A 22,143-nucleotide genomic window follows, 5' to 3' on the forward strand; every position below is an offset into this window, starting at 1 on the left:
GGTTTTTCTGCCGCCAAACGGCCTCTCGTCTCTGACAGAGCGAGAGGCCGTTTGCATTTCAGCGGAGTCAAAAAAGGCCAGTAATTGAGGCCTCCGATGTGTCGCTGTGTTACTGCTTTGCGGGAACTGCCAGGCCGATGCCGCGTGGATCGCTGGCAGCCTTGACTGCGCCATTGACCTTGTTCCAGAGCAGCACTTGCTGGTTACCGTACGGCCTGCCTGTGGACTTCAGTTGATGGCCGAGCGCTGTCAGCGCTGAGGTTTCTGCGGCGGAGAAGGCCTGTGGCTCATGCTCGATCACGTCGGGCATAAACTGATGGTGGAAGCGCGCCGCCGGCCAGTGTTCGATTGGCTGCTTATCCAGATACTCCAGCATCGCCAGTAGCACCATGCTGGGTATGCGGCTGCCGCCCGGCGTGCCGAAGCTGGCGAACTCTTCAGCGTTTTCGATAAAGCTTGGGCTCATGCTCGACAGCGGCCGCTTGCCGGCGGCGATGCTGTTCGCCTGGCTGCCGCTTAGGCCGTAGGCATTACTGCCTTGTACATCGGCGGCAAAATCATCCATTTCATTGTTCAGCAGCACCCCGGTGCCGGGTGCTGTAAAAGCCGCGCCAAACGGCAGGTTGATCGATAGGGTCGCCGCCACCGCATTGCCCTCGCTGTCGAGCACCGAGAAGTGGGTGGTGTGATCACCTTCCTGCCAGGCCTTGCTGGGCGGCAGACTGCTGCTCGGTGTCGCGCGTTGTGGGTCGATGCTGCTGGCCAGTTGCTGCAGGTATGTCAGGTCGAGCAACTGCTGCACGGGGTTATGAACAAAGTCGGGATCGCCCAGCAAGCCGCGATCTCGATAGGCGCGTCGCAAGGTTTCGACGATCAGATGGGTGCGCTGCACGCTGTCTGCTTGCCGCCAGGGCAATTGCTGCAGGATCAGCAGGCTTTGCGCCAGGGCAATGCCGCCAGCCGATGGCGGCGGCGCGCTGATCAGCTCACGGCCCTGCTCCAGTGCAACGCGTAGCGGCTGGCGTTCAACGATGCGGTAGTCGGCCAGGTCCTTGAGGGTCCAGATACCGCCTGCATCATGCACAGCCTTGACCAGTTGCTCGGCCACCGTGCCGGCGTAGAAGCCCTGCAGGCCCTTTGTACCAAGCAATTCAAGAGTACGCGCCAACTCTGGCTGGCGCAGCAGGCCGTACTCCTCAGGAATTTCCCCCTTGTCGAGGAAGATTCGCGCGCTTTCCACGTCCTGGCGCATGGCTTCGAGACGCCAGCCCGCGCGTTCTCGGTAGACCCGGTCGATGCTCACGCCGCTGCTGGCCAGGCGGATTGCCGGGGCCAGTGAGTCGCGTAATGGTAGACGGCCGAAGCGCTCGGCCAGCTCGACCAGTGCGGCTGGCAGGCCGGGAATAGCGGCGGCCAGCGCGCCATTCAGTGAAAGGTCTTTATTGATCTTGCCGTCGACCCGGTACAGGTCGGCATGGGCGGCTTGCGGAGCGCGTTCGCGGGCATCGAGAAAGCGATAGGTCGGTGAGTCGCCGGCTTCGCGCAGCAGAAAGAAACCGCCGCCGCCCAAGCCTGAGCCGTAAGGCTCGACCACCGCCAGCGCGGCGCTGATGGCCACCGCGGCATCAAAGGCGTTACCGCCCAGGGCCAGGGTTTCCTGGCCGGCCACGGTGGCGGCGGGGTGGGCGCTGGCAATGGCGATGCGTTCAGGCTGAACGGCGGCCTGCAGCTCGAGGGCGCAAAGTAGGGCAAGCGCAGCAAACAGGGTGCGCCAGGGCAGAAGGCCGCGGATCAGGCGGCCGCTCTTCATGCTTTGCCGGTAATGATCAGGTACTTCTGCATCAACTCATCCTTGCTCTCGACATTGTTCTCGTCGAGTGGGATGCAATCTACCGGGCAGACCTGCTGGCACTGGGGCTCGTCATAGTGACCGACGCATTCGGTGCACAGATTGGGATCGATTTCGTAAATTTCTTCGCCCTGGGAAATCGCAGCATTGGGACATTCGGGTTCGCAGACGTCGCAGTTGATGCAGTCGTCGGTGATGATCAGGGACATGACAGAACCACTCCTGCTGCGCCCCGCAGGTGCAGCCTAGATGTGTACATAAAACGGTAGGGCAAATTGTGCCGCATCGAGGCCGCGCATGCACGCGGCCGTGCGGTAATGGCTCAGCGTTTGAAACGTTCGGTCAGCGCGGCGGCGACGGCCGGGTGCACGAAGTTGGAGATATCTCCGCCCAGTGCGGCGATTTCGCGGACCAGGGTCGAGGAGATAAACGAATACTTTTCCGACGGGGTGAGGAACAGGCTTTCCACGTTCGGCGCGAGCTGGCGGTTCATATTGGCCAGCTGGAATTCGTATTCGAAGTCAGACACCGCACGAAGACCGCGCAGAAATACGTTCGCGCCCTGCTCCTTGGCAAAGTGCGCCAGCAGGGTGGAGAAACCCACCACTTCCACGTTGGGCAGGTGCTTAGTGACTTCGCGGGCCAGCTCGACGCGTTGCTCCAGGCTGAACAGCGGGTTCTTCTTCGGGCTGGCAGCCACTGCAATGATCACGCTGTCGAACAGCCGTGCGGCACGCTCGACCAGGTCGCCGTGCCCCTTGGTGATGGGGTCGAAGGTGCCTGGGTATAACACTCGATTCATCGTGACGTCCTGGCGGGTCCGTTGGGGAGTCGGATGGTAGCGCAGCGTTTCCCCGTGGCCAAGTCAGGTGCCATCGATCCGCGCGATTCACGGGCCGACAAGGGCCCGTGAATACCTCGCTATCAGGCGGTCTTGAGGCGCTCGGCGAGTTTGCTCGCGAGTTTGGCGGTTAGCCCATAGATCGACAGCTGCGGGTTGGCGCCGATGCTGGTGGGGAACAGCGAGCCGTCATGGATCGACAGGTTGCTCAGCTGGTGGTGGCGACCCAGGCTGTCGGTGACGGCCTGCTGCGGGTCCTCACCCATGGCGCAGCCGCCCATCACGTGGGCACTACCCAGGCGGGTGCGGTACAGCTCCAGGCTGAGGTTATCGATCAGGCTCTTGGCCTCAGCCAGGGTTTTCACGTAACCGGCGTCAGCATGCAGCGGCAGCACCGCCTTGGCCCCGGCGGCAAACTGGATCTCGGCCATGGTGTGGAAGGCACGACGCACGCCGTCCCAGGTGTAGTCGGTCATCTGGTAGTCGAGCACGGGGCTGCCGTCGCCGCGCAGCTCCACACGGCCTTCGGCGCTCTCCGGGTGAAAGCCGTCGCGCAGCAGGGCAAGCATCACGTTGGTGTTGGGTAGCTGTTCCATGCGCATGGCATTGTCGATGCCGAAGCGGCCGAGCAGGGTGGCAGTAAGCGCCGGTTGCAGCGGCGGTACTTCGAGCTTGTAGGAGAGGCGCCCAGTGGTGCCGTCGTCCCATTGGAAATGGTCGGAGTAGATCGACTGCGGTGCGCCGTAGAACGGGTTGATCACCTGCTCGAACAGGGCGGCGGAGAAGTTCACCAGGTGCAGGAAGGTGCGTTTGCCGGTGCGTTGATGTGGATCCGGTGCATTCGAGCGCAGGAGAATCCCCGGCGTGTTGATGCCGCCGCCGGAGAGGACGTAATGCTTGGTCTTGACCGTGATCTTGCGGCCAGTGGGCGCAACGCTGCGCTCATCCATGCCGAAGCATTCGATGCCCGTGACCTTGTCGCCGTCGATCAGCAGACGCTCGGCGCGGGCCAAGTAGAGCAACTCGCCGCCTTTATCCAGGGTGGCCGGAATGGTGGTGACCAGCATCGACTGTTTGGCATTGGTCGGGCAGCCCATGCCGCAGTAACCGAGGTTCCAGCAGCCGCGCACGTTGCGCGGTATGACTTTCCACTCATAGCCGAGCTTTTCGCAGCCGCTGCTGATCACCGCGTTGTTGGCGTTCGGCGGTACGGCCCAGGGCGCGACACCGAGGCGCTGCTCCATCTGTTCGAACCAGGGCGCCATTTCGTCGGGGCTGTGGCCTTTGACGCCATGCTCCTTGGCCCAGTGCTCCAGGGTTGGGGCGGGAGTGCGAAAGCTCGAGGTCCAGTTGATCAGCGTGGTGCCGCCCACGGCGCGGCCTTGCATGATGGTGATGGCGCCATCCTTGCTCATGCGGCCGATGCCTTCCTGGTAGAGGCTGGCGTAGGCCTTGTCTTCGAGCATCTTGAAGTCGTCGCTGGTCTTCAGCGGGCCTTCCTCGATCAGCAGCACCTTGAAACCGGCGGCGCTGAGAATCTCCGCCGTGGTGCCACCACCAGCGCCGCTGCCGACGATGGCCACGTCGGCTTCCAGGGTCAGGTCGCTGTCCAGGCGTGAGCCGTTGTAAGTCTTCCAGCCACGGGCCAGGCCTTCTTTGAAACTGTCGGGTACAGGCATTTAGGGTGCTCTCAGGCGAATTCTTATTAGAGATGATGCAAGGTCAGACTGTAGGTGGCCCGGGGTAGCCGCAGTGTGCCCACGACTCGGCTCGGCTGTACCAGCTCATCATCACCAGTTGCAGCAGCGAGGCGTGGCCCATCTTAAGTAGGCCGATCGAGCTGTTCTGCCAGCGTTCGAGAAACGCCTGCACATCGGTCGGCGACGCATTTTCCCAGCTGCCCCAGACGCCGGTCAGCGGGCCACGGGTGATCGGCAGGGCCAGCACGTCAAACAGCTGCACGGTGAGCTTGAGCATCTCCGGCGACAGGTGGTTGAGGCTGTAATCAAGACTGGCGATGGTGCCGCTAACGGCCTGGGACATCTGCGCCGGGGTCACCGCTCCGGCGAGCATCACCGGGATCAGCGCCTGGAGAAACGCCAGGTCAGTTTCGCGAATCACGGCAAAGCCAGCTTTCGGTGTACTGGCCGAACAGCCGCTGAGGGTAGCCGTCAGCCCTGCCGTGCCGAGCAGCGCGGTGCCGAGCAGGCCGACCTTGAGCAGGCTGCGCCGTGACAGGGCCGGCGCGTCAAACGTGGTGTTGTGCATTTATTGTTATCACCGGATCAGGCCGTTGCCCTGGCAAGCCAGGGCAGGGTGGGGTTAGCGAACGAACAGCTTGTACACCAGCTTTTGCAGGGCTTTGCCGTAAGGCGGGTAGATCATCTTGGCGGCGTTGAAGCGCTGCTTGATAAACACGCCCTTGGCCTTGCTGAAAGTCAGGAAGCCTTCATGACCGTGGTAATGCCCCATGCCGGACGGGCCAACGCCGCCGAACGGCATGTCGTCCTGGGCCACGTGCAGCAGGGTGTCGTTGAGGCACACGCCGCCGGAGTGGGTCTCGTGCAGCACGCGCTGCTGCTCGGTCTTGTCGTAGCCGAAGTAGTACAGCGCCAGCGGCCGGTCGCGCTCGTTGATAAAGACGAAGGCGTCTTCCAGCGTGTTGTAGGGGATGATCGGCAGCAGTGGGCCGAAGATCTCGTCCTGCATCACCTTCATCTCATCGCTCACGTTGAGCAGCACGGCATGCGGCATGCGCCGGCCCTGGGCCTGTGGGTACAGCGGGATAATGGTTGCGCCTTTGCTCTCGGCATCTTGCAGGTAGCCATTGAGGCGCTGCTGCTGACGCTCGTTGATGATTGCGGTGTAGTCCGGGTTGTCCGCCAGCGCCGGGTAGAAGCCCTGCACCGCATTGCGGTAAGCCTCGACAAAGCCGTCGACGCGGTCTTTCGGTACCAGCACGTAATCCGGGGCGACGCAGGTCTGGCCGGCGTTCATGGTCTTACCGAAGGCGATACGTTCGGCGGCATCGCTCAGTGGTACGTCGGCACTGACAATGGCTGGTGACTTGCCACCCAGCTCCAGGGTTACCGGAGTCAGGTTGTCGGCAGCGGCGCGCATCACGTGCTTGCCGATGCTGGTGGCGCCGGTGAACAGCAGATGATCGAACGGCAGTTTGGAGAAGGCCATGCCGACTTCCGCCTCGCCGAGGGCCACGCTAACCAGGTCTTCCGGGAACACCTTGGCCAGCAGCTCCTTGACCAGCTGCGAGGTGGCCGGCGTCGATTCGCTCATCTTGATCATCACCCGGTTGCCGGCCGACAGCGCGCCAACCAGTGGGCCGATGGCGAGGAACAGCGGGTAGTTCCACGGCACGATCACCCCGACCACACCCAGCGGTTGGTAGATGACCTTGGCCGAGGCCGGCATAAATTGCATACCGACACTGCGCCGTGAAGGCTTCATCCATTTCTTGATGCGCTTGGTAGCGTAGTGGATGCCATGCAGGCTGGGCATCAGCTCGGCGAGCAGGGTTTCATCGGCGCTGCGGTTGCTGAAATCCTGGGAGATGGCGCGAATTAGTGCCTCACGCTCGTTGCTGAGCAGGTCGCGCAGGGCGTTGAGCCACTGGATGCGCTGCTCGGCTGAGGGCATCGGGTTGGCCTTGAAAGCCTGGCGCTGCAGGGCAAAGCTTTGCTGCAACTGACTGAGTTGTTGTTGGCTCTGCTGCAGGCTTTGTTCAAGGTAAGCGACGTCGGCGACCATGTTATTGCTCCTCGGCATTCCAGCGGTGCAGTGCGTCAGATGGGCTGAGGTCGCTGCAGGAAAGGTGTGCTGGATTTTTAGAGCAATTGCTCTAATCTGTCAAATAGGATGCCGTGGTCAGCCGACGGACGCAGCCGATCAAACAGTTGGTGCCGCAGGCCAATTGGCGCGCGGGTAACACTTTGGCTGTTTCTGCGTGTACCTTTGCCGGGCTTTTGAGTTGAGATCGAGCCGTTATGTCAGCCCCACTGAAAACCCGCGAACGCATCATTCAGGAAAGCCTGGCGCTGTTTAATGCGCAGGGCGAGCGCAGTGTCACCACCAACCATATCGCCGCGCACCTGGGGATTTCACCGGGCAACCTGTACTACCACTTCCGTAACAAGCAGGCGATCATCGCCGAACTGTTTGCTCTCTATGAAAGCCAGGTGGACACCTTTTTGCGCCGCCCTGAAGGCCGTGCGCTGACGGTGCAGGACAAGACTTTCTACCTCGAAGCGCTGCTGGCAGCGATGTGGCATTACCGCTTTCTGCACCGTGACCTGGAGCACCTGCTCGACAGTGACCCGGCCCTGGCCGAGCGCTACCGGCTGTTCGCTCAGCGCGGCCTGAGGCAGGCGCAGAGCATCTATCAGGGCTTTGTCGAGGCCGGCATCCTGCTGATGGATGCGGCGCAGATCGAGGCGCTGACCCTCAACAGCTGGATCGTCATGACCTCCTGGGTGCGCTTTCTCTGCACCACCCGCGGCAACCCCGGCGACCTCAGCCAGGAGATGCTGCGTCGTGGCATTTACCAGGTGCTGGCGCTGGAAGGCGGCTACACTGCCCCGCAATCACGCGAAGCGGTGGAAGCGCTGTATGCCAAGCTGCATGTGCCGCTGGATCAGGTGATCTGAGCCTAGAGCGGCTTGGCTGCCTGCTCGGCCAGCCACTGCGGAATGCGCCGCTCCAGGTAATAACCCGGTTTGCGCAGGCTGCCCTCGACAAAGCCGACATGACCGCCGTGGGCGTGCAGTTCGAAGTCGATGCTGGGCGACAGTTCGCTGGCTTCGGGCAGGCTGTGGGCGAAGACGAAGGGGTCGTCGGCGGCCTGGATAATCAGCGTTGGCGTCTCTATCCGGCCGAGGAAGTAGCGGCTGGAGGCGCGCCGGTAGTAGTCCTCGGCATCGGCGTAACCGTGCAGCGGTGCGGTGATACGGCCGTCGAAATCCCAGAAGGTGCGCATATTGTCCAGCGGGCCAAGTTTCTCCAGGGTGGACAGCCGGTCGGCCATGCCCTGATGAGCGAACAGGCGCTGCTTGTCTTTCACGTAGGCCACCATCTCGCGCATAAAGTGGCTCTGGTAGACCCTGGAAAAGCCCATGCCGATACGCTCGGCGCATTGATCCAGACGAAATGGCACCGACACCGCCACCGCGCCCTGCAACTGGCTGTCTGCGCCCGTTTCGCCGAGGTACTTGAGCAGCACATTGCCGCCGAGCGAATAACCCACGGTATACAACGGTGCCATGGGTCTCTGGGCGCGCAGGTGGCGCACGGTTTCTGCCAGATCCTCACTGGCGCCGGAGTGATAACCCCGCGCCAGCAGGTTCGGCTCGCCGGAGCAGCCGCGCCAGTTCAGCGCCACGCTGGCCCAACCCTGGGTCGCCAGTTGCTGCTGCAAGCCCAGCACATAGAGTGAGTCGGACGAGCCGGTCAGGCCATGCAGCACCAATACCAGCGGCGCGTCGGCCTGGTGCGGGCCGTGCCAGTCCAGGTCGAGAAAGTCGCCATCCTCCAACCACAGCCGCTCGCGGGTGCGCGTCAGTTTCGCCGGCTGGCGGCACATCGGGTTCCACAGGGTTTGCAAATGTGGGCCGGGCAGCCACCAGGCGGGTTTGAAGGGCGTGCTCATGGAATGGTATCGCTTGGGGAAAGCGCTCAGGCTAGGGCCCTGGGCGGTGAAACGGAAGCTATATGAGTAGGGCGAATAACAGAACCTGACCGAGGTTGGGCTTCACCGCGTGAAGCCCAAGGCTCCCATCAGGCTACGGCCGTGCGCTGCCACAGCGCGTAATACACCTGGCCGGCCTTCTGTTCGCGGTGCAAGCGCCAGTTGCCGGGCATGCCCAGGCTGGACGGCGAATTTTCGCTTTCGGTGTAGATCCAGGCGTCGGCCGCCAGCCAGCCGTTCTGCTCCAGCAGGGTACAGGCCGGCAGCAGCAGGTTCTGGTTGAACGGCGGGTCGAGAAACACCAGATCGAACGGCGTGGCGGCTGGGTTTTGCAGAAAGAGCAGGGCGTCGGTCTGCTGCAGTTGGCCGTTGTCGCACTTCAGCGTTTGCAGGTGGCCGCGCAGGCTGGTGATGGCCGCTGGATTGAGATCCAGGGCCAGGGCGCTGCCGGCGCCGCGCGACAGCGCTTCGAGAAACAGTGCGCCGCTGCCGGCAAACAGGTCGAGCACCTTGGCGCCCTCGACATAAGGCGCTAGCCAGTTGAACAGCGTTTCGCGTACGCGGTTTGGCGTAGGTCGCAGCCCGGCGGCCATGGGGAAGTTGAACTGACGCGAGCGCCACTGCCCGGCAATGATCCGCAGTTGACCATCACCACCATGGGCGGGAGCGGCTTTCGGCGGCTTGGGTCGTTTGCTCATCAGTGCTCCGGGACGCCTGTAGGTTGCTCGGCGGGGGTATCGGTGGGGGGGGGCAGTTCTTTCTGCGCCACTGTCGGCCCGGCTGTCACGATAACCAGCGCGTCGGGGTTCAGATGCTTGGCCATGGCGGCCTTGACCTGCTCCACGCTCAGCGCCTGCACGTCGCGCATAAAGTCTTCCAGATAGCTCAGCGGCAGGTCGTAGAAGCCCATGGAGCCGAGCTGGCCGACGATTGCCGCATTGCTCGCGGTGGACAGCGGGAAGCTGCCGGCCAGCTCGCGCTTGGCGTTGTTCAGCTCATCAGTGGTCGGGCCGTGGGCGATAAAGTCGGCGAGCATGCTTTTGACCAGTTGCAGGGTGCCATCGCTGAGTTCGGCGCGGGTCTGCAGGTTGATCATAAAGGGGCCGCGCGCCTGCATGGCGCTGAAACCGGAGTAGACACCATAGGTCAGGCCGCGCTTCTCGCGCACTTCGGTCATCAGGCGGGTGCCGAAGCCACCGCCGCCGAATACCTGATTACCCAGGTAGAGCGCGGCGTAGTCCGGGTCGCGGCGGTCGATGCCGAGCTGAGCGATCATCAGGTGAGTCTGGTTGGACGGGAACTCGATGTGTTGCAGCCCTGGCTTGGGCTCTTCCGGCTGGGCGATACGCGGCAGTGCCGGGCCTTTTGGCAGGGCGGCGGACACCTGGTTGGCCAGCGCTTCGGCGTCGCTGCGCGAGAGGTCGCCGACCAGTGCGATGATCGCATTGCTGGCGGTGTAGGCCTTGGCGTGGAAGGCCTGCAATTGCTCACGGGTGATGGCCGGTATCGACTCCGCCGTGCCGTCGCTCGGGTGGGCGTACGGGTGCGTACCGTACAAACGCTCGAACAGCGCCAGGCTGGCCAGCTTGCCGGGGTTCTGCTTCTGGTATTCGAAGCCGGCCAGCAGCTGGTTCTTGATCCGCGCTAGGGCGTCGTCCGGGAAGGTCGGCTGGCCGAGCACCTGATTGAACAGCTGCATGGCCGGTTCGCGTTTGTCCGCCGCGCTGAGGCTGCGCAGGCTGGCGATGGCCATGTCGCGGAACGCGCCGTTGCCGAAGTTGGCGCCGAGGTTTTCGAAGCCGGCGGCGATTGCGCCGACATCCTTGCCCGGTACGCCTTCGTTGAGCATGGCGTTGGTCAGCATGGCCAGGCCGGCGGTGCTGTCGTCATGGCTGCTGCCAGCGGCAAAGGTCAGTTGCAGGTCGAACATCGGCAGCTCGCGGGCTTCGACGAACAGCACCTTGGCGCCTTCGGCGGTTTGCCAGGTCTGGATATCCAGATTACGGCGGCTGGGCGGCTGATCGCCGAGGGCGTCCAGGGATTCGATGTGGGTCGATTCTGCGGCCGGGGCCGGGGTAGCGCGGTCATTCGGCCGGTTGATCACCAGAGCCAGCAGCGCCAGCAATATCAGTAGCGCCAGGCCGAGCAGGCCGTAGCGCAGGCCATTGCGCTCACTCATTGCGCTTCTCCTCAGGCAGAACATGGGCGACGCTCAGGCGGTCGCGGGTAAAGAAGGTGCTGGCGGCTTGCTGGATATCGGCCGGGGTGACGGCCTCCAGTTCAGCCAGTTCCTGGTCAATCAGCTGCCACGACAGACCGACGGTTTCCAGTTGGCCGATGGCGGTGGCCTGGCTGGTGATCGAGTCACGTTCGTAGACCAGGCCGGCAATCACTTGTGCGCGTACGCGGGCCAGTTCTTCGGCGCTTGGCGGGGTATTTTTCAAGTCTTCCAGTTCGCGCCACAGGCCGGTTTCGACCTGCTGCAGAGTCTTGCCGGTTTGCACGTTGGGCGTAGCGGACAGGATAAACAGGCTGTCGCCACGGGAAAAACCGTCGTACCAGGCCGATGCGCCGGATACCAGTTCCTCGCCACGTTCCAGGCGGGTTGGCAGGCGGGCGCTGTAGCCGCCATCGAGCAGGGCGGCGGCCAAGCGCAGGGCATGCACCTGACGCGGCTGTTCAGCGGTGGCCAGACCTGGCACGTTGAAGCCCATCATCAGGCTCGGCAGCTGGGTTTTCAGGTGCAGGGTGATGCGTCGTTCGCCCGGTGCGGCCAGCTCACGCGGCGCTTTCGCGGTCGGCACGCTGCGCTTGGGGATGGCGCCGAAGTAACGCTCGGCAAGGATCTTAACCTCGGCGACGCTGACGTCACCCACCACCACCAGGGTGGCGTTGTTCGGCGCGTACCAGGCTTCATACCAGGCGCGCAGTTCCTCGACGGTCATGCGTTCGAGGTCGGCCATCCAGCCGATGGTCGGCGTGTGGTAACCGCTGGCGGGGTAGGCCATGGCTTTGAAGCGCTCGTAGGCCAGGCTCGACGGTTTATCGTCGGTGCGCAGGCGGCGCTCCTCCTTGATGACTTCGATTTCTTTGGCGAACTCATCGGCCGGCAGCTTGAGGCTGGCCAGGCGGTCGGCTTCCAGCTCCAGGGCGATGGCCAGGCGGTCGCGGGCCAGCACTTGGTAATAGGCGGTGTAATCGTCGCTGGTAAAGGCGTTTTCCTCGGCGCCCAGTTCGCGCAGGATGCGTGAGGCTTCGCCAGGGCCGAGCTTGCGGCTGCCCTTGAACATCATGTGTTCGAGGGCGTGGGACAGGCCGGTCTGGCCGGGCGTCTCATAGCTGGAGCCGACCTTGTACCAGAGCTGGCTGACCACCACCGGGGCACGGTGGTCTTCACGGACGATGACCTTGAGGCCGTTGTCCAGGCTGAATTCGTGGGTCGGCTGCGGCTCGGCGGCCAGGGCCAGCAAGGGTGTGCAGAGTACGCCGAGCAGCAGGGCGGCAGTGCGTTGGGCAATCATATGCATGGGTTATCGACCTGTCGGACGGGCCCGCTTGGTCTTAGCGTCGGCGGGCGCGGAGGTGCTAGGATACGCATCCGTTTTACTGGCGACCACGCCTGCTAAGGCTTCTGATTGTTTCCGCGTGCACTCTTCAGCTTTTAATGCCGCGTGAGTAATGCCTTCAGAGTCTGTGGCCGGCGCGTCGCACCTTTGAGATAGCCGTCTCCATGTTTGGTTCCAACGACGACAAGAAGCCCACCTCCCCCTCTGCGCCGGCATCCACCGAGAAGCCAGCCGAGAAGAAAGATCTGTTCGGCTGGCTGCGCAAAAAGCCGCAAGCGTCGGCCAACCCTGAGCCGCAACCAGCGCCGGTTGGCGAGCAGCCGGTTGTAGCCACTGCCATCGAGCCCGCCGCTGCGCCCGTTACGCCGGCAAGCGAAGTTGCTGCGCCCGCCGTAGAACCGGTCGTTGTTGCCGAGGTGGCTGCCGAGCCTCAGCCTGCTCCGGTTGCTCCGGTTGCTCCGGTTGCTCCGGATGAACAGGCTGCCGCCGCGGTGCCTACGCCGGTTGAAGCCAGCGAAGCCAACCCGCAGCCACGGCCGTCGCGGTTCCGCATCAATGCCGGCAGCGAAGTCCTGCATGCGCATATTGAGGTGCCGGTAGTGGTTGAGCCGGTTAGCGCGCCACCTGTGGCCGAGCCAGCCGCCGTGCAACCTGCTGCTGCACTGGCCAAGAGCGCTGAGGAAAACCGCACGGGCTTTCTTGAGCGGCTCAAGCAGGGGCTGTCAAAAACCAGCGCCAGCCTCGGCGAGGGTATGGCCAGCCTGTTTCTCGGCAAGAAAGTCATCGACGATGACCTGCTCGAAGACCTGGAAACCCGCCTGCTGACTGCCGACGTCGGCGTCGAAGCCACCACCGCGATCATCGGCAACCTGACCAAGCGCGTGGCGCGCAAGGAGCTGGCTGACAGCGGTGCGCTGTACAAGGCCCTGCAGGACGAGTTGACCGCGCTGCTCAAGCCGGTCGAGCAGCCGCTGAAAATCGACAGCAGCAAACAGCCTTATGTGATTCTGGTAGTCGGCGTAAACGGCGCGGGCAAGACCACCACCATCGGCAAGCTGGCGAAAAAACTCCAGCAGGACGGCAAGAAGGTCATGCTTGCCGCCGGCGACACCTTCCGCGCCGCCGCCGTGGAACAGCTGCAGGTGTGGGGCGAGCGCAACCAGATCTCGGTGATCGCACAGCACACCGGTGCCGACTCTGCTTCGGTGATCTTCGATGCGGTGCAGGCGGCCAAGGCCCGCGGCATGGACGTGCTGATCGCCGATACCGCCGGGCGTCTGCACACCAAAGACAACCTGATGGAAGAGCTGAAGAAAGTCCGCCGGGTGATCGGCAAACTGGATGACACTGCACCCCACGAAGTGCTGCTGGTGCTGGACGCCGGCACCGGGCAGAACGCCATCAGCCAGGCTAAGCAGTTCAATCAGACGATCAACCTCACCGGTCTGGCCCTGACCAAGCTGGACGGCACCGCCAAGGGCGGGGTGATCTTTGCCCTGGCCAAGCAGTTTGCTTTCCCGATCCGTTACATCGGGGTGGGCGAAGGCATTGATGACCTGCGCACCTTTGAGGCCGATGCCTTCGTCCAGGCCCTGTTCGCGGAGAAATAGGATGATCAAATTCGAGCAGGTCGGTAAGCGTTACCCGAACGGCCACGTCGGGCTGCACGAACTGAGCTTCCACGTCCGGCGTGGCGAGTTTCTCTTCGTCACCGGTCATTCCGGGGCGGGCAAGAGCACGCTATTGCGCCTGCTGCTGGCGATGGAGCGACCGAGCAGCGGCAAGCTGCTGCTGGCCGGACAGGACCTGTCGCACATCACCAATGCACAGATCCCGTTCCTGCGCCGGCAGATCGGCGTGGTGTTCCAGAACCACCAGCTGCTGTTCGACCGCAGCGTGTTTGACAACGTGGCGCTGCCGCTGCAGATTCTCGGCCTGTCCAAGGACGAGATCGGCACCCGTGTGCGTACCGCCCTGGAGCGCGTGTCGCTGGCCGACAAGGCCGAGCAGTTCCCCGGTGACCTGTCCACCGGTCAGCAGCAGCGCGTCGGCATTGCCCGCGCTGTAGTGCACCGCCCGGCCTTGCTGCTGGCGGACGAACCTACCGGTAACCTCGACCCGCGTCTGGCCGCCGAGATCATGGGCGTGTTCGAAGACATCAACCGCCTGGGCACCACCGTGCTGATCGCCAGCCACGACCTGGCCCTGATCGCGCGCATGCGTCACCGCATGCTGACCCTGCAACGCGGCCGACTGATTGGTGATGGGGAGGCTTCTGTATGAGTGCCACACGCATGCCGCCTCCGCAGCCGGCGCAACGCGTCGGTGCGGCGCCGAAGAAATCCGAGGCGCCAACCCCGGGCGATGACGGCCCAAGCTTTACCCATCAGCTACATGCCTGGCTGGAAAACCACCGCGCCAGCCTGGTCGACAGTCTGCGCCGTCTGGGCAAACAGCCGATCGGCAGCTTCTTTACCTGTCTGGTGATGGCTGTGGCCCTGAGCCTGCCCATGGGCCTGGCCTTGTTGCTAGATAACGTCGAGCGCCTGGGTGTGTCCTGGCAGCGTGCGGCACAGATTTCCCTGTACTTGCAGATCGACGCCAGCGAAGCCCAGGGCCAGGCGCTGCGTGAGCAGATCGCCGCGATGGACGACGTTGAAGAAGCCGAATGGATCAGCCGCGAACAGGCGCTGGCCGAGTTTCAGCAGCAGTCGGGGCTGGGTGAAGCGCTCAAGGAACTGCCGGATAACCCGCTGCCTGGGGTGATCGTGGTCACGCCGCAGCAGGTCGACAAGATCGCCCTGGAAGCCCTGCGTCTGCGCCTGGCCGAGTTGCCACGGGTGCAGCAGGCGCAGCTGGATCTGCTTTGGGTCGAGCGCCTGAGCGCCATGCTCAAACTGGGTGAGCGCTTTGTTTTCGGCCTGACCCTGCTGTTGGTAATGGCGCTGCTGCTGGTGATCGGTAACACCATTCGTCTGCATATCGAGAACCGCCGTACCGAAATCGAGGTGATCAAGCTGGTTGGCGGCACCGACAGCTATGTGCGTCGTCCTTTCCTTTATATGGGCGCGCTGTATGGGATTGGCGCAGGCGTGTTCGCCTGGCTGTTGCTGGCCTTTGGCCTGGACTGGCTAAACGACGCCGTGGTGCGTCTGGCCGGTTTGTACGGCAGCGACTTCGCCCTGGATGGCGTGCCGATGGCCGATGGTCTGTCGCTACTGCTCGGCGCGGTGCTGTTGGGCTATATTGGCGCCTGGCTGGCCGTGGCAAGGCACTTGAGTGAGCTGGCCCCTAGGTAGTAAGTTATTGTTTTGATTGATATTGACTATGTGTAAGGGAACTTGTACCGCGGTATAAAGTCCCATGGGGCAGTGCTAGACTGCTCCACGATCTCGTAAGTCGGAGGATTCAAATGTCCACTTCTTTGCAACCTGTTCATGCTCTGGTTCCGGGTGCCAACCTGGAGGCATACGTGCATGCGGTAAACGGCATCCCGCTGTTGACCCCCGAGCAGGAGCGTGAACTGGCTGAAAATCTCTATTACAAGCAGGACCTCGAAGCCGCCCGGCAGATGGTGCTGGCTCACCTGCGTTTCGTTGTGCATATCGCCCGCAGCTACTCCGGTTACGGTTTGGCCCAGGCTGACCTGATTCAGGAAGGCAACGTCGGCCTGATGAAGGCGGTCAAGCGTTTCAACCCGGAAATGGGCGTGCGCCTGGTGTCGTTCGCCGTGCACTGGATTCGCGCCGAAATCCACGAGTTCATCCTGAAAAACTGGCGCATCGTCAAAGTCGCCACCACCAAGGCGCAGCGCAAGCTGTTCTTCAACCTGCGCAGCCAGAAGAAGCGTCTGGCCTGGCTGAACAACGATGAAGTGCATGCCGTGGCGGAAAGCCTGGGTGTTGAGCCGCGTGAAGTGCGCGAGATGGAAAGCCGTTTGACTGGCCACGACATGGCCTTCGATCCGGCTGCCGAGGCGGACGACGAAAGTGCCTTCCAGTCGCCAGCGCATTACCTGGAAGATCACCGCTACGACCCGGCGCGTCAACTGGAAGATTCCGACTGGAGCGACAGCTCCACCGCCAATCTGCACGAAGCACTGGAAGGCCTGGATGAGCGCAGCCGCGACATTCTCTACCAGCGCTGGCTGGCTGAAGAGAAAGCCACGCTGCATGACCTGGCCGCCAAGTACAACGTCTCGGCCGAGCGCATCCGGCAGCTGGAAAAGAACGCGATGAACAAGCTAAAGGGTTCGATCGCCGCGTAATCAGCAGGCAGCATGTCACAAAAAAGCCGCACTCAGGTGCGGCTTTTTTATGCCTGAAGAATTATGGCAGCCAGCTTGGCCACCACTCGGGCCGCTTGGGTTGCAGGCGATTGAGGTAATGACTGCCGCCCAGTTGCCACATCTGCTGGCGAATCCAGCTGGCTCGGCGACTGATGTGTGCACTTGGGCGGCTGGCGCTCCACTCGCGTGGGTTGGGTAGCACGGCCGCCAGCAAGCTGGCCTGTTGGCGGCTCATGTACGGCGCGCCGCGCTGGAAATGATGGCGCGCCGCTGCCTCGGCGCCGAACACACCATCACCCCATTCGACGCTGTTGAGGTACACCTCAAGAATCCGCTGTTTGGGCCAGAGCAGTTCAATCAGGCCGGTAAACCACACTTCGATACCCTTGCGCAGCCAACTGCGGCCGGACCAGAGAAACAGGTTCTTCGCCACTTGCTGGCTAAGGGTACTGGCGCCGCGCAGCGAGCCACCTTGCTGGTTGTGCTGCAGAGCGGCCTGGATGGCTGTGACGTCGAAGCCCCAGTGCTCGGCGAACTTCTGATCCTCAGCGGCAATCACTGCCATCTTCAGGTCGTCTGGCAGCTCCGCCCAGGGACGCCAACTGCGTTGCAGGTCGATGGGGTTGCCGTCGCCCCAGGACTCGATCTTGCGCTCGACCATCAGCGCGGTGCCGGGTGGCGGTACCCAGCGCAGTAACAACACCAGCAGAACCGAGCCGACGATCAGCCAGAGCAGGAGTTTGAGCAGGCGACGGAGGAGGGATCGAAACATGCGTGCTTGGCCGGGATGAGTTTGCCGGCCATTATAGCCAGCCCTATTTATATAGCTGGAGTGATGCATGGCTCGTCTGTGGTTATTGCTGTCTGCCTGCGCCGGTTTTACTGGTGTTGCCCTCGGTGCCTTTGCCGCCCATGGACTGAAGAGCCAGCTGACACCGGCCTATCTCGCGGTGTTTCAAACCGGTACCCATTACCAGCTGGTTCACGCCTTGGCGCTGTTCGGGGTTGGCTTGTTAGCCATCCTGCGGCCCGCGCCGCTGGTCAATTGCGCCGGCGCGCTGTTTACCCTGGGTATCGCGCTGTTTTCCGGCAGCCTGTATGCACTGACCTTGAGCGGTATCAGTGCGTTGGGCATGGTCACGCCCTTCGGTGGTGTGGCATTTCTCGCCGGCTGGCTGTGTCTGGGTCTGGCGGCCTGGAAGCTGGGTGCGCGCAGTAACGCCTGACCCATAAGTCAGAAAGCAGGACGAGCGGCAGCCTTTAGCCTTGGTCAGCGCCCATGATCAGGCTAGAATGCCGGCCCTTTTCCCAGTTGTGACCAACCCGTCATGCGTATTCAGTTAAACGGTGAAGCATTCGAATTGCCCGACGGGGAAACCGTCGCCGGGTTGATCGAGCGTCTGGATCTGGCCGGACGGCGCGTGGCGGTTGAGCTCAATCTGGATATCGTGCCGCGCAGCCAGCACGCCACCACCGCCTTGCGCGAGGGTGACCAGGTTGAAGTGGTCCATGCCATTGGCGGTGGTTGACCCCCGCTCATCGGTTTATCGCGTTCAGACAGCCGCCCACCTTCACGAGGATTACCCATGAGCCATGCGCCCAGCGACAAGCCCTTTACCCTGGCCGGCCGTACCTATCAGTCGCGCCTGCTGGTCGGTACCGGCAAGTACAAGGACCTCGAGGAAACCCGCCTGGCCATTGAGGCCTCGGGTGCCGAAATCGTCACCGTGGCGGTGCGCCGCACCAATATCGGGCAGAACCCGGGCGAGCCGAACCTGCTGGATGTGATCTCGCCGGACAAATACACCATCCTGCCGAACACCGCCGGTTGCTACGACGCCGTTGAGGCGGTGCGTACCTGCCGTCTGGCTCGCGAGCTGCTCGACGGCCACAAGCTGGTCAAGCTGGAAGTATTGGCCGACCAGAAAACCCTGTTCCCCAACGTGATCGAAACCCTCAAGGCTGCCGAAGTGCTGGTCAAGGACGGCTTCGACGTGATGGTGTACACCAGCGATGACCCGATCATCGCCCGTGAACTGGCGGCCATGGGCTGCATCGCGGTGATGCCGTTGGCCGGGCTGATCGGCACCGGGCTGGGCATCTGCAATCCGTACAACCTGCGCATCATCCTCGAAGAGGCTAGCGTTCCGGTATTGGTCGATGCCGGTGTCGGCACCGCGTCCGATGCCACGATTGCCATGGAACTGGGCTGCGAGGCGGTGTTGATGAACAGCGCGATTGCCCATGCGCAGAACCCGATCCTGATGGGCGAGGCGATGAAGCACGCGATCATCGCCGGGCGCATGGCCTACCTGGCCGGACGCATGCCGAGAAAACTTTATGCCAGCGCTTCGTCGCCGCTGGATGGCCTGATCAAGTAAGAGCACAGCATGACTGATTTGCCACAACAGCCCGAGTCGGCTGAAGACACCTCCAAGCATCGCGCGATCAAGAGTTTCGTGATGCGCGCCGGGCGTATGACCGAAGGCCAGCAACGTGGCCTCGATCAGGGCTGGCCGAAGTTCGGTCTGCAACTGGAGGATGGCCTGCGCGATTTCGACCAGGTGTTCGGTCGCAGTGCACCGCGTACCTTCGAGATTGGCTTCGGCATGGGCCATTCCACCCTGGAAATGGCCGCCGCCTCGCCCGAGCAGGACTTTATCGGCGTGGAAGTGCACCGTCCGGGTGTTGGCGCGCTGCTCAACGGCCTGATGACGCAGAACCTAAGCAATATGCGCGTCTACAGCTGCGATGCGATGGACGTGCTGCGTAACTGCGTGGCCGACGCCAGTCTGGATCGGCTGCTGCTATTCTTCCCAGACCCCTGGCATAAGGCCAAGCACAACAAGCGGCGTATCGTGCAACCAGCGTTTGCCGAGCTGGTGCGGCAGAAGCTCAAGGTCGGCGGTGTGCTGCACATGGCCACCGACTGGCAGCCCTATGCTGAATACATGCTGGAAGTGATGAACGCGGCACCCGGCTATCAGAACCTGGCCGCCGATGGTCAGTATGTGCCACGCCCGACAGAACGCCCGACTACCAAGTTCGAGCGTCGTGGCGAGCGGTTGGGGCATGGCGTATGGGATTTGAAGTTCCAGCGCATTGACTGATTGATCCACGCGCTGAGGTAACGGCGCAGCAAGACCATAAGCCCAGGGATGACTGCACTAGATCGGACTAATCCGACGCCCGCCAGGATGGCTCCTCACCAAGACGGCATATTTACCCGGCTACCACAGTCGGGTCATAAGAACAGCAGCCCTGCCTCTGGCCAGGTTGCGAGGAGATCGCTGTGTTGAGAACGCTTTCAATTCTGCTGCTGGCAACCTGCGCGCTACAGGCGCAGGCCAAAGTCGACAGTGCTCAGGCTGCACGCCTGGGCCAGGACCTGACGCCGCTGGGCGGTGAGCGCGCGGGTAACGCCGCCGGCACCATCCCCGCCTGGGACGGTGGCCTGGCGCAGCCGCCGGCCAACTACCAACCTGGCATGCACCACCCGGACCCTTACAGCGCTGATGTGCCCCTGTACCAGGTCAACAGCCAGAACCTGGCGCAGTACCAGGCGCAGCTGCCGGCCGGCCTCAAGGCACTGCTGGAAAAGAACCCGGACTACGCCCTGCGCGTATTCCCGACCCGTCGCAGTGCGGTCGCGCCGCAGCGGATCTATGACGCCACACGCTTCAATGCGCTGAACGCCGAGCTGATTTCCGGTGGTAACGGCGTGGCCGGTGTAGCGGCCGGGATTCCTTTCCCGTTGCCGCAGACCGGCCAGGAAGCCATCTGGAACCACATCATGCGTTACCGTGGCGACCAGATCAGCTTCGTCACCAACCAGGCCGCAGTACTGAGCAACGGTGCCTATAACCTGCTCAAACTGGAACGTGACATCTACTTCCTCTACGGCCGTGAAGGTGTCAGCCCGCAGGATCTGGACAACACCCTGTTCTACTACAAGTACAAGGTGGTTGCGCCGGCCAAGCTCGCCGGCTCGGCGCTGGTGGTGCAGGAAACCCTCGACCAGGTACTGGCGATCCGCAAGGCCTGGCGTTTCAACCGTGGCGAGCGCCGCGTACGTCGTCTGCCGATGCTGGCCTACGACACCCTGCAGCCGGACACCAACGGCATGGCCACCGCTGACGTAGTCGACTCCTATAACGGTGCACCGGACCGTTACGAGTGGACCCTGGTGGGCAAGCAGGAAATGCTGGTGCCTTACAACAGCTACGCCGTGCACCAGAAGGGCATCCCTTACGACAACATCCTGCGCAGTAACACCGTCAACCCGGAACTGCTGCGGTATGAGCTGCACCGTGTCTGGGTGGTCGATGCCGAATTGCGCAAGGGTTTCAGTCACCCGTATGCCAAGCGTCGCTTCTACATCGACGAGGACAGCTGGCAGATTCTCGCCGCCGACCTCTATGACAAGAGCGGCGAGCTGAGCGGTGTGCAGGAAAGCCACCCGATCAGCTACTACGACGTACCGATGTTCGGCAGCACCCTGGAGACCATCTACGACTTCAAGGGCAAGCGTTACTTTGTCGACGGCCTGGATAACAACGAGCCGATGTACAACTTCAACGCCAAGCTGACGCCGCGCGATTTCACCCCGCAGGCGCTGCGCCGCGAAGGTAACTGAGCCTCGGTAACCCTGAAAAACCGCCTCTTGCAGGCGGTTTTTTTATGCCTGGCGATCACTGGGCTGCGGCTTTGCAGCATTGCTCTGACGATGCCGGGCATTGATGCAGGACAAGGTGCCGGGGAAGCAAGCGACTACAGTCAGGTTCTCTGTGCTGATCCACACTAGGAGCCTGATCATGAGCATGATGAAAGCAGCGGTGTTTATCGAGCCTGGACGCATCGAACTGGTGGACAAGCCCATTCCGTCCGTTGGGCTCAATGATGCGCTGGTACGGATCACCACCACGACCATCTGCGGCACCGATGTGCACATCCTCAAGGGTGAGTACCCGGTGGCCAAAGGGCTGACCATCGGCCATGAGCCGGTCGGTATCATCGAGAAACTGGGCAGCAACGTGCGGGGCTATCAGGAGGGGCAGCGGGTGATTGCCGGGGCCATCTGCCCCAGCTTCAGCTCCTACGCCAGCCAGGACGGCTATTCCGCTCAGGATGGCGGTTGTAGCTGCCATGGTTACAAGCCCATGGGCGGCTGGCGCTTCGGCAACAGCATCGACGGCACCCAGGCCGAATACGTGCTGGTGCCAGACGCTCAGGGCAACCTGGCTCCGGTGCCGGATGGCCTGACAGACGAGCAGGTGCTGATGTGCCCGGACATCATGTCCACCGGCTTTGCCGGCGCGGAAGCCGCGAAAATCAAGATTGGTGATGTGGTGGCGGTGTTCGCCCAGGGGCCGATTGGCCTGTGTGCCACGGCGGGGGCCAAGCTGCGCGGCGCCAGCTGCATCATCGTGGTCGATGGCGTCGAACAGCGTTTGCAGATTGCCAGGCAGATGGGCGCGGACATCGCCCTCAATTTCAATCAGGTCGACGTGGTCGAGGAAATTTTGCGCCTGACCGGGGGCCGTGGCGTGGATGCGGCCATCGAAGCACTGGGCCTGCAATCCACCTTCGAAAGCGCATTGCGTGTGCTCAAGCCCGGCGGCACGTTGTCCAGCCTGGGCGTGTACTCCACGGATCTGGTGATCCCGCTGGCGGCGTTCCATGCCGGTTTGGGGGACCACAAGATCGTCACCTCACTGTGCCCGGGCGGCAAGGAACGCATGCGCCGGCTGATCAATGTGGTGGCCTCCGGGCGCGTCGATTTCGGCGCGCTGGTGACGCATCAGTATGTGCTGGATGAGATCGTCGCCGCCTATGACCTCTTCGCACATCAGCGCGATGGCGTACTCAAGGTGGCGATCAAACCGTTTACTTGAGTGCTGA

The 22,143-nt window shown here is 62.7% G+C and carries 22 protein-coding genes; 11 read left to right on the forward strand and 11 right to left on the reverse strand.

Features of this window, described 5'->3' with window-relative positions; genetic code table 11:
* Positions 1-109: 109 nt before the first annotated feature.
* The 6 genes from ggt to IOD17_RS01615 form a co-directional block, all read right to left on the reverse strand.
* Positions 110-1,810, reverse strand: coding sequence for a gamma-glutamyltransferase (gene ggt / locus IOD17_RS01590; RefSeq protein ID WP_233683365.1), 1,701 nt, complete (start codon positions 1,808-1,810; stop codon positions 110-112).
* Positions 1,807-2,058 carry a YfhL family 4Fe-4S dicluster ferredoxin gene (locus IOD17_RS01595; RefSeq protein WP_090250215.1) on the reverse strand — a complete coding sequence of 84 codons (252 nt, stop codon included), beginning with the start codon at positions 2,056-2,058 and terminating at the stop codon, positions 1,807-1,809. The genes ggt and IOD17_RS01595 overlap by 4 nt, the downstream gene beginning before the upstream one ends.
* Before the next feature lie 113 nt (positions 2,059-2,171).
* Entirely contained in the window at positions 2,172-2,651 is a 480-nt protein-coding gene (gene coaD, locus IOD17_RS01600) for a pantetheine-phosphate adenylyltransferase (RefSeq protein WP_233683366.1), read from the reverse strand.
* A gap of 122 nt (positions 2,652-2,773) precedes the next feature.
* The gene (locus IOD17_RS01605) at positions 2,774-4,369 is read right to left on the reverse strand and encodes a GMC family oxidoreductase (RefSeq protein WP_233683367.1); all 1,596 of its coding nucleotides are present in this window, start codon (positions 4,367-4,369) and stop codon (positions 2,774-2,776) included.
* A gap of 43 nt (positions 4,370-4,412) precedes the next feature.
* Positions 4,413-4,958, reverse strand: a complete 546-nt coding sequence (locus IOD17_RS01610; RefSeq protein WP_233683368.1) for a twin-arginine translocation pathway signal protein — start codon at positions 4,956-4,958, stop codon at positions 4,413-4,415.
* Positions 4,959-5,012: 54 nt separating this feature from the next.
* Positions 5,013-6,455: a coniferyl aldehyde dehydrogenase gene (locus IOD17_RS01615; RefSeq protein ID WP_233683369.1), complete on the reverse strand. Its 1,443-nt coding sequence runs from the start codon at positions 6,453-6,455 to the stop codon at positions 5,013-5,015.
* Between the two features lie 236 nt (positions 6,456-6,691).
* Here IOD17_RS01615 and IOD17_RS01620 point away from each other — a divergent pair, with 236 nt between their 5' ends.
* Positions 6,692-7,351 (forward strand): TetR/AcrR family transcriptional regulator, encoded by a 660-nt coding sequence (locus IOD17_RS01620; protein ID WP_233683370.1) that lies wholly within the window; start codon positions 6,692-6,694, stop codon positions 7,349-7,351.
* Positions 7,352-7,353: 2 nt separating this feature from the next.
* Here the strand turns inward: IOD17_RS01620 and IOD17_RS01625 are convergent, their stop codons facing one another.
* The 4 genes from IOD17_RS01625 to IOD17_RS01640 all read right to left on the reverse strand — a co-directional run bounded on the left by IOD17_RS01625 (position 7,354) and on the right by IOD17_RS01640 (position 11,915).
* Entirely contained in the window at positions 7,354-8,349 is a 996-nt protein-coding gene (locus IOD17_RS01625; RefSeq protein WP_233683371.1) for a hydrolase, read from the reverse strand.
* A 128-nt stretch (positions 8,350-8,477) separates the two neighbouring features.
* Positions 8,478-9,086 (reverse strand): 16S rRNA (guanine(966)-N(2))-methyltransferase RsmD, encoded by a 609-nt coding sequence (gene rsmD, locus IOD17_RS01630; protein ID WP_233683372.1) that lies wholly within the window; start codon positions 9,084-9,086, stop codon positions 8,478-8,480.
* The gene (locus IOD17_RS01635; RefSeq protein ID WP_233683373.1) at positions 9,086-10,567 is read right to left on the reverse strand and encodes a M16 family metallopeptidase; all 1,482 of its coding nucleotides are present in this window, start codon (positions 10,565-10,567) and stop codon (positions 9,086-9,088) included. The genes rsmD and IOD17_RS01635 overlap by 1 nt, the downstream gene beginning before the upstream one ends.
* Positions 10,560-11,915 carry a M16 family metallopeptidase gene (locus IOD17_RS01640; RefSeq protein WP_233683374.1) on the reverse strand — a complete coding sequence of 452 codons (1,356 nt, stop codon included), beginning with the start codon at positions 11,913-11,915 and terminating at the stop codon, positions 10,560-10,562. The genes IOD17_RS01635 and IOD17_RS01640 overlap by 8 nt, the downstream gene beginning before the upstream one ends.
* Positions 11,916-12,118: 203 nt before the next feature.
* Here IOD17_RS01640 and ftsY point away from each other — a divergent pair, with 203 nt between their 5' ends.
* The 4 genes from ftsY (at position 12,119) to rpoH (ending at position 16,221) form a co-directional block, all read left to right on the forward strand.
* Entirely contained in the window at positions 12,119-13,564 is a 1,446-nt protein-coding gene (gene ftsY, locus IOD17_RS01645; protein ID WP_233683375.1) for a signal recognition particle-docking protein FtsY, read from the forward strand.
* Position 13,565: 1 nt separating this feature from the next.
* Positions 13,566-14,237, forward strand: a complete 672-nt coding sequence (ftsE, locus tag IOD17_RS01650) for a cell division ATP-binding protein FtsE (RefSeq protein WP_233683376.1) — start codon at positions 13,566-13,568, stop codon at positions 14,235-14,237.
* A complete protein-coding gene (gene ftsX, locus IOD17_RS01655; protein WP_233683377.1) occupies positions 14,234-15,253 on the forward strand; it encodes a permease-like cell division protein FtsX in 1,020 nt (339 codons plus the stop codon). Before ftsE ends, ftsX begins: the two co-directional genes overlap by 4 nt.
* Positions 15,254-15,366: 113 nt before the next feature.
* A complete protein-coding gene (gene rpoH / locus IOD17_RS01660) occupies positions 15,367-16,221 on the forward strand; it encodes an RNA polymerase sigma factor RpoH (protein ID WP_233683378.1) in 855 nt (284 codons plus the stop codon).
* Positions 16,222-16,282: 61 nt separating this feature from the next.
* On the opposite strand, the gene mtgA is transcribed toward rpoH, so the two are convergent.
* Positions 16,283-17,014 carry a monofunctional biosynthetic peptidoglycan transglycosylase gene (gene mtgA, locus IOD17_RS01665; protein ID WP_233683379.1) on the reverse strand — a complete coding sequence of 244 codons (732 nt, stop codon included), beginning with the start codon at positions 17,012-17,014 and terminating at the stop codon, positions 16,283-16,285.
* Between the two features lie 67 nt (positions 17,015-17,081).
* On the opposite strand from mtgA, the gene IOD17_RS01670 reads away from it, so the two are divergent.
* From IOD17_RS01670 to IOD17_RS01695, 6 genes are all read left to right on the forward strand, one after another.
* Positions 17,082-17,468, forward strand: a complete 387-nt coding sequence (locus IOD17_RS01670) for a DUF423 domain-containing protein (protein ID WP_233683380.1) — start codon at positions 17,082-17,084, stop codon at positions 17,466-17,468.
* Positions 17,469-17,570: 102 nt separating this feature from the next.
* Entirely contained in the window at positions 17,571-17,771 is a 201-nt protein-coding gene (thiS, locus tag IOD17_RS01675; protein ID WP_233683381.1) for a sulfur carrier protein ThiS, read from the forward strand.
* 57 nt (positions 17,772-17,828) lie between these two features.
* Positions 17,829-18,623 carry a thiazole synthase gene (locus tag IOD17_RS01680; protein WP_233683382.1) on the forward strand — a complete coding sequence of 265 codons (795 nt, stop codon included), beginning with the start codon at positions 17,829-17,831 and terminating at the stop codon, positions 18,621-18,623.
* A 9-nt stretch (positions 18,624-18,632) separates the two neighbouring features.
* Complete coding sequence (trmB, locus tag IOD17_RS01685) at positions 18,633-19,352, forward strand: tRNA (guanosine(46)-N7)-methyltransferase TrmB (RefSeq protein ID WP_233683383.1); 720 nt, start codon at positions 18,633-18,635, stop codon at positions 19,350-19,352.
* A gap of 182 nt (positions 19,353-19,534) precedes the next feature.
* Positions 19,535-20,878 carry a DUF1329 domain-containing protein gene (locus IOD17_RS01690; protein ID WP_233683384.1) on the forward strand — a complete coding sequence of 448 codons (1,344 nt, stop codon included), beginning with the start codon at positions 19,535-19,537 and terminating at the stop codon, positions 20,876-20,878.
* A gap of 175 nt (positions 20,879-21,053) precedes the next feature.
* A complete protein-coding gene (locus tag IOD17_RS01695) occupies positions 21,054-22,136 on the forward strand; it encodes an NAD(P)-dependent alcohol dehydrogenase (RefSeq protein ID WP_233684492.1) in 1,083 nt (360 codons plus the stop codon).
* Positions 22,137-22,143: the final 7 nt, after the last annotated feature.

It is taken from the genome of Pseudomonas anguilliseptica, assembly GCF_021375795.1.
GTDB classification, from domain to species: Bacteria; Pseudomonadota; Gammaproteobacteria; order Pseudomonadales; family Pseudomonadaceae; genus Aquipseudomonas; species Aquipseudomonas anguilliseptica_A.